This window comes from Kaustia mangrovi (assembly GCF_015482775.1).
Taxonomy (GTDB): domain Bacteria; phylum Pseudomonadota; class Alphaproteobacteria; order Rhizobiales; family Im1; genus Kaustia; species Kaustia mangrovi.
The window spans coordinates 2,629,628-2,643,075 of sequence record NZ_CP058214.1 but is presented as its reverse complement, the minus strand read 5'-3'; the positions used below and the strand labels follow the sequence as shown (position 1 = coordinate 2,643,075).

Below are 13,448 nucleotides of genomic sequence, written 5' to 3'. Positions count from 1 at the left end.
CGACGGTCAGCGCTGTTGGGCGGGGTCGAAGCGGGGCCGTCCGTAATCGGGTGGCGAGGCTCTCGCCGAGGATCCTCCGCCGAACAGGTTCTGCAGGAAATCGACGATATCGAGGCCCGGCTCCTCGCGCGGGCGGCGCGGGGGCGCCTCCTCAACGGGCCCGCCGGGCAGCGGGATCGCCGGCATGCCCTCATGGGCCGGCGCCATCGCGCCCTTCCAGATCCTCGCCGGCAGGCCGCTGCCGGTCGCCCTGTTGGTCGGCGTGCTGTCGTCATTGCCGACCCAGACGCCTGCGACGAGATGGGCCGTGTATCCGACGAACCAGGCATCGCGCCAGTTCTGCGTCGTGCCGGTCTTGCCGGCGGCGTCCTGGCCGTCGATCACCGCGCGCTTGCCGGTGCCGTCGCGGATCGCGGTGCGCAGCATGGCGTTCATCTCGCCGAGCTCGAAGGGCTCGATCACCCGGCCGAGGCCGGAGCCCTGGCGCTCGTAGAGCAGCTCGCCGTCGCGCGTGGTGATCCGGCGGATGACATGGGGCGCGACCGCATAGCCGCCATTGGCGAACGGAGCATAGGCGGAAGTGAGCTCGAGCAGTGTCACCTCCGACGTGCCGAGCGCAATGGAGGCATTGGGGTCGAGATCGGAGCGGATACCGAGCCGGTGGGCGGTGTCGACCACGGCCTGGGGTCCGACCTTCATGGTGAGCTTCGCAGCGACCGTATTGAGCGAACGGGCAAGCGCGTCGCGGATCGTCACGGGTCCGTAATTCTTGCGGTTATAGTTCTCCGGCGCCCAGTCGCCGAAGCGCACCGGCTCGTCCTGGATGATCATTTCGGGCACGAAGCCATATTCCAGCGCAGCCAGATAGACGAAGGGCTTGAACGACGAGCCGGGCTGGCGCTTCGCCTGGACGGCCCGGTTGAACTGGCTCTTCTTGTAGGACCGCCCGCCGACCATTGCCTTCACCGCACCGGACGGGTCGAGCATCACCATGGCGGCCTGGCTGACCTTCTTCTTCTGGCCCTCCTCGTCGAGATTGCGCCGCACCGAGCGCTCCGCGATCGACTGGATGCGCGGATCGACGGTGGTCTCCACGATCACGCTCTCCTTCAGCTCGCCGATGAGCTGCGGCACGAGATCGGCGACCCAGTCGGCAATATATTGCGTGGCCGGCACGCTGTCGCGGATCACGGCCTCGGCGGGATGGTCGATGGCGCTCTGGCCTTGGCCCGCGGTGATAAAGCCCTCCTCCACCATCCGGCTGAGGACCACATAGGCGCGGTCTTCTGCCGCGCGCGGATGGCGGATCGGATTGTAGCGGGCCGGCGCGCGCAGGAGGCCGGCGAGCGTCGCCGCCTGGGCGAGCGTCAGCTCGCGGGCCGAGCGGTCGAAATAGTGCTGGGCGGCGGCCTCGATGCCGTAGGACCCGCCGCCGAAATAGACGCGGTTGAGATAGAGCTGGAGGATCTCGTCCTTGGTGAATTTCACCTCCAGCCAGAGCGCCAGGACGAGCTCCTGCAGCTTGCGCTTGATGGTGCGGTCGGGCTCCAGGAACAGGTTCTTGGCGAGCTGCTGGGTGAGCGTCGAGCCGCCCTGGACCACGCCGCCGGCCTTGAGATTGGCGAACATGGCGCGCGCAAGCCCGATCGGGTCGACGCCGAAATGCGAATAGAAGCGGTGATCCTCCGTGGCCACCACCGCCTCGGGCACATAGGGGGGCAGTTCCTCTAGCCTGACATCGTCGCCGAGGAAGCCGCCGCGGCGCGCCATGACCTCGCCGTCGTCGGCCAGCATGACGATGCCCGGTTCGCGCTGCGGGATCTTGAACAGCGTGCCGTCGGGAAGAGCGAGCAACGTATAGGCGGAAATGGCGATGATCGCGATGACGCCCCAAAGGCCGAGCGTGACCGACCAGTAGGCCGCCCTCACCAGCGGCGAGCGGCGCTTGCTGCCGGCCTTGCCGCGGCGCGACGGCGTGGCGGCACGGCGGGCCTTGCCGCCACGGGCGCCCGCCTTCCGGCCCCGGGGTGCGTCCGCCTCTTCGCCTGCGGGCGCGCGCCGGGCCGGCTTGCCCGTCAGGCGCGGCTCGACGCGCTCCTTGCGCCTTGAGGATTTGCGAGAGCGTGAACCAAACACTGCCATCAACCAGCCATGCCAATTTTCGGGGCGCATCGCGAACCGCGTGCCGCCGCGCGAGCGCCCGCGCGGCCCTACAGCCTTAAAGCCGGTTCGATTAACCTTCGGCTAATGCACCCAAGGCCCCTCGCGGCGGGACAATAGCCCCAAAGGTGACCATATCATGTCGCGCCGCGGACACCCCGCCGGCAAGGCCCGCCCGGTCGGACCGGCCTCAGACGTCGAGATTGGCGACCTGCAGGGCATTCTCGCGAATGAACTCGCGGCGCGGGTCGACCACATCGCCCATCAGCTTGGTGAACAGGTCGTCGGCCTGGTCGAGCTCACGCACCTCCACCTTCAGGAGCGAGCGCGCATTGGCGTCGAGCGTGGTCTCCCAGAGCTGCTGCGGGTTCATCTCGCCAAGCCCCTTATAGCGCTGGAGCGATATGCCTTTGCGGCCGGTCGCGAAGACGGCCTCGAGCAGCTGGGTCGGCCCGCGCACGGTGATCTCGTCTGCCTTGCGCTTAAGCGTGGCGGCGCGCCCGTAGATCTCCTGGAGATGGCTCGCCTTGCGGTCGAGCCGCATGGCCTCGGCGGAAGAGATCAGCTTGCCGTCAATGGTGCACACCTCGCGCACGCCGCGCACCTCGCGCACGAATGTCAGCCCGCCATCGGATGTCGGCTCGCCCTCCCAGCCCTGCTCGGTCTCCTCCGACAGGAGGTCGAGCCGGCGCGCGATATAGGCGGCCGCCTCGCGGGCGTTCTCGGGATCGCGCAGGCGTTCCGGATTGAGCACGCCGGCGATCGCGGCCTGTTCCACCACGAAGCGCGGATAGCGGCTGTGCAGGGCATCGAGGGCGTGGCGCATGTCGAGCGCCTCGTTCACGATGGCGCGCAGATCCTGGCCGCCGCGCTCCTCGCCATTGGCGAGCGCGAGCGTGGCCTCGTTGAGCCCACCCTCGATGAGATAGTTCTCCAGCGCCTTCTCGTCCTTGAGATACTGCTCGGAATTGCCGCGCTTGACCTTGTAGAGCGGCGGCTGGGCGATATAGAGATGGCCGTTCTCGATGATCTCCGGCATCTGGCGGTAGAAGAAGGTCAGAAGGAGCGTGCGGATATGGGCGCCGTCCACATCGGCGTCCGTCATGATGATGATCTTGTGGTAGCGCAGCTTGGAGATGTCGAAATCGTCGCGCCCGATGCCGGTGCCGAGCGCGGTGATCAGCATGCCGATCTGCTCCGACGACAGCATCTTGTCGAAGCGCGCGCGCTCGACATTGAGGATCTTGCCGCGCAAGGGCAGCACGGCCTGGTTTTCGCGGTTGCGCCCCTGCTTGGCCGAGCCGCCGGCGGAATCGCCCTCCACGATGAAGAGTTCCGACTTGGCGGGGTCGCGCTCCTGGCAATCGGCGAGCTTGCCGGGGAGATTGGCGATCTCCAGCGCGCCCTTGCGCCTGGTGAGCTCGCGCGCCTTGCGGGCCGCCTCGCGTGCGGCGGCGGCCTCCACCACCTTGGAGACGATGTCCTTGGCCTCGGCGGGATGCTCCTCGAACCAGAAGCCGATCTGCTCGTTGATCAGGCTCTCCACCACGGGGCGGACTTCCGACGAGACCAGCTTGTCCTTGGTCTGGGAGGAAAATTTCGGATCCGGAACCTTCACCGACAGCACGCAGGTCAGCCCCTCGCGCGCGTCGTCGCCCGTCAGCGAGACCTTCTCGCGCTTGGCGAGCCCGGTTTCATTGGCATAGGAGTTGATGATCCGCGTCAGCGCCGCGCGAAAGCCGGCGAGATGGGTGCCGCCGTCGCGCTGGGGAATGTTGTTGGTGAAGCACAGCACGTTCTCGTGGTAGCTGTCGTTCCACCACAGGGCGCACTCCACCACGATGCCGTCGCGCTCGGCGGACACCGTGATCGGTTCCGGCATGAGCGGGTGCTTGGCCCGGTCGAGATATTTCACGAAGGCGGTGAGGCCGCCATCGTAGAACAGGTCGAGCTCGACCGGCTCGACACCGCGATTGTCGGTGAGCGTGATGTGGACGCCGGAGTTCAGGAAGGCGAGCTCGCGCAGGCGGTGTTCCAGCGTGGCGTAGCTGAACTCCGTCATGGTGAAGGTTTCCGGGCTCGGCAGGAAGGTGATCTCCGTGCCCGACCGGTCACCCGCGTCACCCACCTCCTTCAGCGGCCCGTCGGGGGTGCCGTGGGAGAAGCCCATCACATGCTCGCGGCCATTGCGCCAGACCCTGAGCGTGAGCGTGGAGGACAACGCGTTGACCACCGAGACGCCGACGCCGTGAAGACCGCCGGAGACCTTGTAGGAATTCTGGTCGAACTTCCCGCCGGCATGGAGCTGGGTCATGATGACCTCTGCCGCCGAGACCCCCTCGCCCGCGTGGATATCGGTCGGGATGCCGCGCCCGTTGTCGCACACCGTGACGGACCCGTCCGGATTGAGCGTGACGGTCACATGGTCGCAATAGCCCGCGAGCGCCTCGTCGATGGCGTTGTCGACCACCTCGTAGACCATGTGATGCAGGCCCGAGCCGTCGTCGGTATCGCCGATATACATGCCCGGGCGCTTGCGCACCGCATCGAGGCCCTTCAGGACCTTGATCGACTCCGCACCGTAATCGGCCGGCTGGTTATTGGTCGTCTCTTCCATGTTTCCTCGCGCTCTCACGCAACGTTCAAAATCACGCTCAAGGCGTTCACTGGTGAACCGGGCTTCCGACCGCGCCGTCGCGGACCTCGAAGAACCGGGCCTGTCCCGCCGCAGCCGCGAACAGGGCGGCGTCCGTTCCCGTCATCCAGGCCTGCACGCCCAGCGCCTGCAAGGCCTCGAACAGCCCGTTGCGCCGCGTCTCGTCGAGGTGGGCTGCGACCTCGTCGAGCAGAAGGACCGGCGCCTGGCCGCCGAGCGCCGCGGCAATCGCGCGGGCATGGGCCAGGATGATCCCGATCAGAAGCGCCTTCTGCTCGCCGGTCGAGCACTGCCTGGCATCGGTCCCCTTCGGTCCGTGAACGACACGGAGATCGCTGCGGTGGGGACCCGACAGGGTGCGCCCGGCCGCGGCATCCGCCGCACGTGATTCGCGCAGTATACTACGATATCGCTCCTCGACCTCCACTGCCGGGCCCGATGCGATCCGCGCCTCCAGCTCGCCAGCGATCTCCAGGCGTCCCCAGGGGAAGCCGCCGGGCGTGTCGGCGCCGGCATTGGCCGACATCAGGGCCGACAGCGCCTCGATGGCGGTGTGCCGCGAGGCGGCGACGGCGATGGCGGCCTCCGCCATGCGCGCCTCCAGGCTCGACAGCCAGTCCGGGTCGGGCCGCATGCCTTCCAGAAGCCGGTTGCGCTCGCGCATGAGCTTCTCGAACGCCTGGACGCGGGCCCCGTGCTCGGCATCGAAGGCGATGACCAGCCGGTCGAGGAACCGGCGCCGGTCGGAGGCCGGGCCGGCGAACAGCCGGTCCATGGCCGGGGTGAGCCAGAGCATGCGGACATGGCGGGCCAGCGCGCCGGAGCTCTTCTGCATGACGCCGTCGATCTGCACCTGGCGCGACTGGCCGCGCGCGTTCTCCGCGCCATTGCCGTCCGCGGCGGCGCCTCCCGTCCAGGCCGTTCCGATCCTGATCTCGCTGTCGGGCGCGCCGAGGCGCGCAGCGACGGCCCAGCCGCGCGCCGCCCCATGGCGCGCGAGCTCCCCATAGGGCACCGCCCGCAATCCCCGCCCCGGCGCCAGCAATGACACGGCTTCGAGAAGGTTGGTCTTGCCCGCCCCGTTCGGTCCGGTCAGCACCACCGGCTCGGGGCCCGTCTCGAGCGTCATATGCGCATAGTTGCGGAAATCGGTGAGTGTCAGCCTGCTGAGCGCAAGGGCGCTGTTGATCGGCACCGTCGGCGTCCCGCCTGGCAGTGAATGAAATAGCGAATGCGGCCCGTCTCCAGACCTTACCCTATATGGGGGTTCGGGCGGGTTTTTGCAAGCATAATCAATGCGTTCGCACAATATGGACCGGCTGGACCGATCCCCGGGACGGCACGTCCCCCGGCCCGTTCGCGCGCCGGCGTCGGATCGCGAACGATCCGACGCCGATTGATCCGATATTTCAGATGGTTAGACGTGCCCCGAGCGGCCGGCCCCCGCGCGGGCTCATACCCGCATGGGCATGAGCACATAGAGGGCGGTCTCGTCTCCGGCATCGCTCACGATGGTCGGCGAGCCCGCGTCGGCGAGCGAGAAGCGCGCCGTGTCGCCGCCGAACTGGTTCGTGATGTCGAGGAGATAGCGGGCATTGAAGCCGATATCGAGCGGCTCGCCATCGTAGGTCGCGGCCACTTCCTCTTCCGCCGACCCGCTGTCGGGATTGTTGACGGTCAGCACCACGCGCTCCGGCGAGATATGGAGCTTCACCGCGCGCCCCTTCTCGCTGGAAATGGTGGAGACGCGGTCGACGGCCTGGGCGAAGAGCCGGGTGTCGACCTCCATGCTCTTGTCGTTGTCCTTCGGGATGACGCGCTCATAGTCGGGGAAGGTGCCGTCGATGAGCTTCGAGGTCAGCACGATGCCGTCGAAGCCGAAGCGGATCTTGGAGGACGACAGGGCGATCTCGAGCGCGTCATCGGAATCCTCGATCAGCCGGTGCACCTCCAGAACCGTCTTGCGCGGCACGATGACGCCGGGCATGCCGGCGGCCCCCTCCGGCAGCGGCACCTGGACCTGGGCAAGCCGGTGGCCGTCCGTCGCCACGGCGCGCAGCATGGCGGCGTCGCCCTCGCCCACGGCATGGAGATAGATGCCATTGAGATAGTAGCGCGTCTCTTCCGTCGAGATCGCGAAGCGCGTCTTCTCGATCAGGCGCTTGAACTCGGCGGCGGGAACGGTGAACCGGTTGGTAAGATCGCCCGCGGCGAGATCGGGGAACTCCTCCGGCGGCAGCGCCTGGAGCGCGAAGCGCGACCGGCCCGCAAAGATCGCGATGCGGCCTTCGTCGGGGCCCTGCTCGATCTCGAGCTGCGCGCCGTCCGGCAGCTTGCGCACGATATCGTGCATCATGTGGGCTGGCGCCGTGGTCGCGCCGCCCTGGGCGATATCGGCCGGCACCGTCTCGACCACCTCGATATCGAGATCCGTCGCGGTCAGCTTGATCTGGCCCCCGTCCGCCTGCAGCAGCACGTTGGACAGGATCGGAATCGTGTTGCGCCGCTCGACGACGCTCTGGACGTGGTTCAGCGCTTTGAGAAAGGCCGCCCGCTCGATGGTGACCTTCATGTTGCAGCCTCGCTTCTCTTGTCGTTTCGTCGCGGGGCATGCCCCGACATGGCCCGTCCCGCGAGGCGCTTTCTCGGCTGACCCGGAGAGCCAGGCCCTCCGAGCCGGTCACACCGATCGCGGGTGGATGACAGTCTGCCCACTCCCTGACAGGGAATTTGCGAATTTGGCCCGACTGGCGCCAAAGGGCAAGCCCCTTGAGAAGATCCGGGCGTTATCCGACACGCCGGCACCGGCCGGGGCTTGCCGGCTACGGCTGCTCGAGCAGGCGAATCAGGAGGCCGACCTCTCGCTGGAGCTGGTCGTCCTTCTGCATGAGATCCTCCACCTTGCGTACGGCGTGGAGCACGGTCGAATGATCGCGGCCGCCGAAGCGCCGGCCGATCTCCGGCAGCGAGCGGGCCGTCAGCCGCTTGGCCAGATACATGCCGACCTGGCGCGGACGCACGATGGATCGCGCCCGGCGCGGCGACAGGAGGTCCGCCTTGGCGACGTTGTAGTGCCGGCCCACCACACGCATGATGTCGTCGATCTTGACGCGCTGGACCTCATTGGGCTGCACGAGGTCGCGCAGGGCGAGCGCGGCCATATCCACCGTCATGGGCCCGCGCGCGACCTGCTGGTCGACCATGACGCGGATCAGCGCGCCCTCCAGCTCGCGCCCGCCGCCATTGATGCGGTTGGCGATGAATTCCAGAACCTCCTCGGAGATGTCGATCGAGCGATCCCGCTTGCGCGCCTCCGCCAGACGGGTGCGCAGGATGTCGCGCTTGAGCTCGAGTCCCGGCGCCTCGATATCGACGACCAGCCCGCCGGCGAGCCTGGAGCGCATGCGCGCGTCGATGCTGTCGAGCTGGGCGGGCGGCACGTCGGCGGCCACCACCACCTGGCGCTTGGCATCCACCAGCGACGTGAAGGTATGGCAGAACTCCTGCTGCATGGACTTACCCTGCAGGAACTGCAGGTCGTCGATCAGCAGCACATCGACGCTCTGGAAGTGGTCCTTGAAGGAGATCACGTCGCGGGCGCGCAGCGCGGAGATGAAATGGTACATGAAGCGTTCCGCGGTCAGATAGAGCACGCGGCGCTCGGGATTGGTCTTGCGGATGCGCCAGGAGATGGCGTTGAGCAGATGGGTCTTGCCGAGGCCCGAAGCGGAATGGATGTAGAGCGGATTGAAGCTTACCGGCGCCCGCGGCGCGGCATCCGCGACCCGCAGGCCGGCGGCGTGGGCGAGCGCGTTGGACTTGCCGACGATGAAGGTCTCGAAGGTCAGCGTATGGTCCAGCGGCGATCCGCGCTCGCCGCCATCGAGACCGGCGGTGCCGGCCGCCGACGGCTCCGTGGCCGTCGCGGCCGGTGCGATCGTCCCGGATGCGGCCTCCGCAAAACCGCTCTCCTCGACGCCGTTGCCGTGCGCCTCCTGGCCGCCGTCGCGCCCGCGCATGGGCACTCCGCGCGGGCGCACCCGGATCTGCACCGCGTCGATGCCGCCGAACTCCTGATCGGCGAGAGACACCAGCTTGTCGAGATAGTGCGACTGGATCCAGTTGCGCAGGAAACGCGTGGGCACCGAGACCACGAGCCTGTTTTCCGCCCGCTCCTCGACATCCATGCGCGCAAACCAGCTCGAATAGAGGTCCTCGCCCAGCTCCGCGCGCAGGCGGTCGGAAATCCGCGCCCAGTGATCGGTCAGCTGCCCGGTGGCCTTGTTCTCAGACAACACCCTGTGGCTCCCCTCTTGTTGTTCGCGAACGGACCGGTCAAGGCGAGCCTCCCCCGCAATCGCCGGGTGCCGGAGGACAGGCGCAACGGTACGGGCCGGATCGGTCTGGCCACCGGCCCCCTCCATCCAGGACTCCGCATGCGCCTGACCCGTGTTTCGTGCCGCGACTACAGACGAAGACCCCAGTGTTTTCATTGCAACTGCCTCTTTCGTTTCATGCACCGCGCCATGAGTGCCTGCGTGGCTGGCCCATGGGCGACCTCGTCCGTTTCCGGCCGCGAGCGACCAGATTACGCCGTACCGATGGAACGACGTTTCTGTTTACACAGCTCTTCCCCTCTCCCCGCACCGACAGGACCCGCCGCCGATCCCGGCCGTTACCGACCGCGATACCGCATGCGTTGCGGCACGAGCTACCCCGACGGGCCGCTCGCAGAGCGGCCCGCAAAGAACACTGCCTACACTCTCAAATGACGTGGCGGGAAGCCGGCCTTGCCTGCGACTTATATGCCGACCGCCTAAGCCACCGACGGCACCGAGCCCCATTTGTGGATTGGTACCGGATGACGTGCCCCGCTCTCCCGAGACACTCGACAGACCTTACACAGCACCGGCCTCGATGACAACAGGATAAGCGTCCCATCATCCGTATACAGATTGATTTTTGGCGGCTTGCGGGCAGACCGTTTCTGGCAGTTCCCGGAACCAAGCCATTGAGTCTTCGCATGAATCGGCAACTTTACCGCCATTTCGGTAAAACGCGCGGAATTCTGCGCTTCGTGACGATTCAGCGCGCTTTTCGCAACGCAAAAAGCGGCGTCTGGAAACGCCGTCCGGTTCCGGTCCCAATAAACGCTTGTTCTGGCGGGCAGATTCTTGATAAGTTCGTGTACTGACTAAATTGTCAAAAAGAAGGGCGCGTCGCTTCCGCCACGCGCCCGACCGTCTCGAAAGGAAAAAACTCTTATGCTTCCAGCGCCTTAATGCGCCGCGAAAGACGCGACACGGTCCGCGCCGCCGCATTGCGGTGGATCACGCCGACCTGGCCCGAGCGGGCGATTTCCGGTTCGGCGAGGCGCAGCGCCGCCTGGGCTGCCGCCTTGTCGCCGGCCTCGATCGCCTTCTCCACCTTGCGGATGAAGGTGCGCATGCGGCTACGGCGGGCACCGTTCGCCACGGTGCGCCGGGCAATGGTGCGAACGGCCTTCTTCGCTGAGCGGGTATTGGCCATGACGTCTCGTTCCTTAATCTTCCCGTCGGAAAATCGACCGGTCCAACAGCATCGGGCGTCGCCAGCCAGCCCGACGACGCTTGTCTCTCGGCGGCGCTTATACTGGCCGCGCCCCGCGCCGTCAACACACTCGAGGCCGCCGAACGGCGCGCAATGGCGGTCCCGCCGGTTCCGCCCGGCCCCGTGGCAACCTGGATGCTTGCGTCGCCTGCCCGCGCCGCTACAGTGATCGCCCGTGTCCAGCAGGGGAGTTCCCATGCCTTACGAAACCATCATCGTGGAGACCCGCGAACGGGTCGGCCTGATCACGCTCAACCGTCCCAAGGCGCTCAATGCGCTGAATTCCGAGCTCATGGGCGAGCTCACCGCCGCGCTTCAGGCCTTCGACGCCGACGACAAGGTGGGCTGCATCGTCATCACCGGCAGCGAGAAGGCCTTTGCGGCCGGCGCCGACATCAAGGAGATGCAGTCCAAGACCTATATGGACGCCTACAAGGGCGACTTCCTGACGAGCTGGGACCGGGTGACCCAGACCCGCAAGCCCATCCTCGCCGCGGTCGCGGGCTATGCGCTCGGCGGCGGCTGCGAGCTCGCCATGATGTGCGATATCGCCATCGCCGCGACCAATGCCCGCTTCGGCCAGCCCGAGATCACGCTCGGCGTGATGCCCGGCGCCGGCGGCACCCAGCGCCTGACCCGCTTCGTCGGCAAGGCGAAGGCCATGGACATGGTGCTCACCGGGCGCATGATGGACGCCGAGGAGGCGGAGCGCTCCGGCCTCGTCAGCCGCGTGGTGGAGCCGGACGCCCTTCTCGACACCGCCCTGTCGATGGCCGGCAAGATCGCCGATTTCTCGCTGCCGATCGTCATGCTGGCCAAGGAATCGGTCAATCGCGCCTACGAGACGACCCTTGCCGAGGGCACCCGCTTCGAGCGCCGGCTCTTCCAGTCCATGTTCGCCACCGACGACCAGAAGGAAGGCATGGAGGCCTTCGTGGAGAAGCGCACTCCGAATTTCACGCACAAATAGGGCTACATCCGCGCCGAGAGCTCGCCGCTCCCGAACGGAGCCCTTGAGGTCCGCAGTTTGCCGCCCCCGGGCTTCCGCCCAAGCGGGAGCGAGCGGAAGAAGCCAAAGCAAAGCCCTTTCGCCTCCTTGCCGCTCATGCCCGAGAAGGCGGGCATCCGGAGGCTGGTCGGCGAGGCGATTTGACCTCGCTGCAATCCACCCGGGAAGGGCAGCACCGCACGCAATCGTCAAGACCCGCGTCAGCGCTGGCAGCGTCCGCAATAGAAGGTCGAGCGGTTCGACTGGACGATGCGCGACACCGTGCCGGCGCAGCCTTCGCGCCGGCACGGCTCGCCCTCGCGGTCATAGACGTCGAATGTGTGCTGGAAATAGCCGAGTTCGCCATCGGCACGGGCATAGTCGCGCAAGCTCGACCCGCCGGCCGCGATGGCGTCCTGAAGCACGGCCCGGGCAGCCGCGACGAGCCGCTCCAGCCTTGCCGTCGGCACACCTTTCGGCGCAAGCGAGGCCGCGAGACGGCGCGGCGAGATCCGCGCGCGGAACAGCGCCTCGCACACATAGATATTGCCGAGGCCGACCACCTTGCGCTGGTCGAGCAGCGCCGCCTTGACCGGCGTGCGCCGCCCGGCGAAGGCCTCGGCGAGATAGGGCGCGTTGAAGGCGTTGCCGAGCGGCTCCACCCCCAGATCCTTCAGGAGGCGATGGCCGGCGAGGCCGGCTTCCGCCACGAGGTCCATCACGCCGAACCGGCGCGGATCGGTATAGACGATGCGCGTGCCGTCCTCGAGCGCGAGGACGACATGGTCGTGCGGCCCCTCGCCGGCCCCGCTCGCGCCATTGTGGTAGAAGCGTCCGGGCTCGGCGGCGAAACCGCCCGGCGGCACGATGGTGAACCGGCCGGACATGCCGAGATGCATGAGCGCCACGTCGCCGCCGTCGGTATGGGCGAGCAGATACTTGGCGCGCCGGTCGATGCGGACGATCCGCCGGCCTGTCAGTCGGGCGGCGAAATCGGCGGGGATTGGGAACCGCAGATCGGGCCGGCGCAATGTCACGCCGGCAATGCGCTTGCCTTCCATCGCGGCGACAAGCCCGCGGCGTACGGTCTCAACCTCGGGCAGCTCTGGCATCTGCGGTCACACGGAAGGTCCAGGGGGTAACCATAAAGCGGCATTCACCCCCTTTTAGACCCGCAGCGGCATCCGCGCCAATAGCGTTCCGGGCGGGCCTGCGCTATGGTCGCGCCGCCATGACACACAAACCGAACAGGGACGCCGGAGGAGACACGGCACACGGGGCGGAGACCCCCGATGTGGCCTTCGGCTATCGCCGGGTCGCGGAAGGCGAGAAGCAGGGGCTCGTCAACGAGGTCTTCGCGCGCGTCGCCAGCCGCTACGACATCATGAACGACCTCATGTCCGGCGGGCTTCACCGGCTGTGGAAGGACGACATGGTGGCCTGGCTCTCGCCGCCGAAGGGACCGGCCCCCTATGCCGTGCTCGACGTCGCGGGCGGCACGGGCGACATCGCCCAGCGCATCCTTCAGGCCGCCGGGCGGAACTGCCGCATGACGCTATGCGACATCTCGCCCGACATGCTGGCGGAGGGCCGGCGGCGGATGCAGCAGACGGGATTCGCCCGGCGCTGCCGCTTCTCGGTCGGCAATGCGGAGGCGCTGCCCTTCCCCGACAGGAGCTTCGACGCCTATACGATCGCCTTCGGCATCCGCAACGTCACCCATATCGACCGCGCTCTCGCGGAAGCCTATCGCGTTCTGAAGCCGGGCGGCCGGTTCCTGTGCCTGGAGTTCTCCGAGGTCGACATTCCCGGCCTCGACGCGCTCTACGACGCCTATTCCTTCACCGCCATTCCCGCCATCGGCAAGATCGTCACCGGCGACGGCGCGCCCTATCGCTATCTTGTGGAGAGCATCCGCACCTTCCCCAACCAGGAGGCCTTCAAGGCCATGATCGCCGCGGCCGGCTTCTCCCGCGCGACCTATCGCAGCCTGTCGGGCGGCATCGTGGCGATCCATTCCGGCTGGCGGATCTGAGGACCGCGCGGAGCGAACCG

At 67.3% G+C, this 13,448-nt stretch carries 9 protein-coding genes; 2 read left to right on the top strand and 7 right to left on the bottom strand.

From position 1 onward, the window contains the following. Positions 1-6: 6 nt before the first annotated feature. The 6 genes from HW532_RS12240 to rpsT form a co-directional block, all read right to left on the bottom strand. Complete coding sequence (locus tag HW532_RS12240) at positions 7-2,142, bottom strand: transglycosylase domain-containing protein (protein WP_213160753.1); 2,136 nt, start codon at positions 2,140-2,142, stop codon at positions 7-9. 208 nt (positions 2,143-2,350) lie between these two features. After that, positions 2,351-4,777 (bottom strand): DNA topoisomerase (ATP-hydrolyzing) subunit B, encoded by a 2,427-nt coding sequence (gene gyrB / locus HW532_RS12235; protein WP_213160752.1) that lies wholly within the window; start codon positions 4,775-4,777, stop codon positions 2,351-2,353. A 46-nt stretch (positions 4,778-4,823) separates the two neighbouring features. Then, positions 4,824-6,005: a DNA replication/repair protein RecF gene (recF, locus tag HW532_RS12230; protein ID WP_213164545.1), complete on the bottom strand. Its 1,182-nt coding sequence runs from the start codon at positions 6,003-6,005 to the stop codon at positions 4,824-4,826. A gap of 264 nt (positions 6,006-6,269) precedes the next feature. Beyond that, positions 6,270-7,388, bottom strand: a complete 1,119-nt coding sequence (gene dnaN / locus HW532_RS12225) for a DNA polymerase III subunit beta (protein WP_213160751.1) — start codon at positions 7,386-7,388, stop codon at positions 6,270-6,272. Positions 7,389-7,638: 250 nt separating this feature from the next. Further along, positions 7,639-9,114 (bottom strand): chromosomal replication initiator protein DnaA, encoded by a 1,476-nt coding sequence (gene dnaA, locus HW532_RS12220; protein ID WP_425491879.1) that lies wholly within the window; start codon positions 9,112-9,114, stop codon positions 7,639-7,641. A 964-nt stretch (positions 9,115-10,078) separates the two neighbouring features. Continuing rightward, positions 10,079-10,345, bottom strand: coding sequence for a 30S ribosomal protein S20 (gene rpsT / locus HW532_RS12215; RefSeq protein ID WP_213160749.1), 267 nt, complete (start codon positions 10,343-10,345; stop codon positions 10,079-10,081). A 256-nt stretch (positions 10,346-10,601) separates the two neighbouring features. Here rpsT and HW532_RS12210 point away from each other — a divergent pair, with 256 nt between their 5' ends. After that, the gene (locus HW532_RS12210) at positions 10,602-11,375 is read left to right on the top strand and encodes an enoyl-CoA hydratase (protein WP_213160748.1); all 774 of its coding nucleotides are present in this window, start codon (positions 10,602-10,604) and stop codon (positions 11,373-11,375) included. 239 nt (positions 11,376-11,614) lie between these two features. Here the strand turns inward: HW532_RS12210 and mutM are convergent, their stop codons facing one another. Further along, on the bottom strand, positions 11,615-12,505 hold the full coding sequence (gene mutM / locus HW532_RS12205; RefSeq protein ID WP_213160747.1) for a bifunctional DNA-formamidopyrimidine glycosylase/DNA-(apurinic or apyrimidinic site) lyase: 891 nt from the start codon (positions 12,503-12,505) through the stop codon (positions 11,615-11,617). Between the two features lie 119 nt (positions 12,506-12,624). Here mutM and ubiE point away from each other — a divergent pair, with 119 nt between their 5' ends. Next, complete coding sequence (gene ubiE / locus HW532_RS12200) at positions 12,625-13,428, top strand: bifunctional demethylmenaquinone methyltransferase/2-methoxy-6-polyprenyl-1,4-benzoquinol methylase UbiE (RefSeq protein ID WP_213160746.1); 804 nt, start codon at positions 12,625-12,627, stop codon at positions 13,426-13,428. The last annotated feature ends 20 nt before the right edge of the window (positions 13,429-13,448 follow it).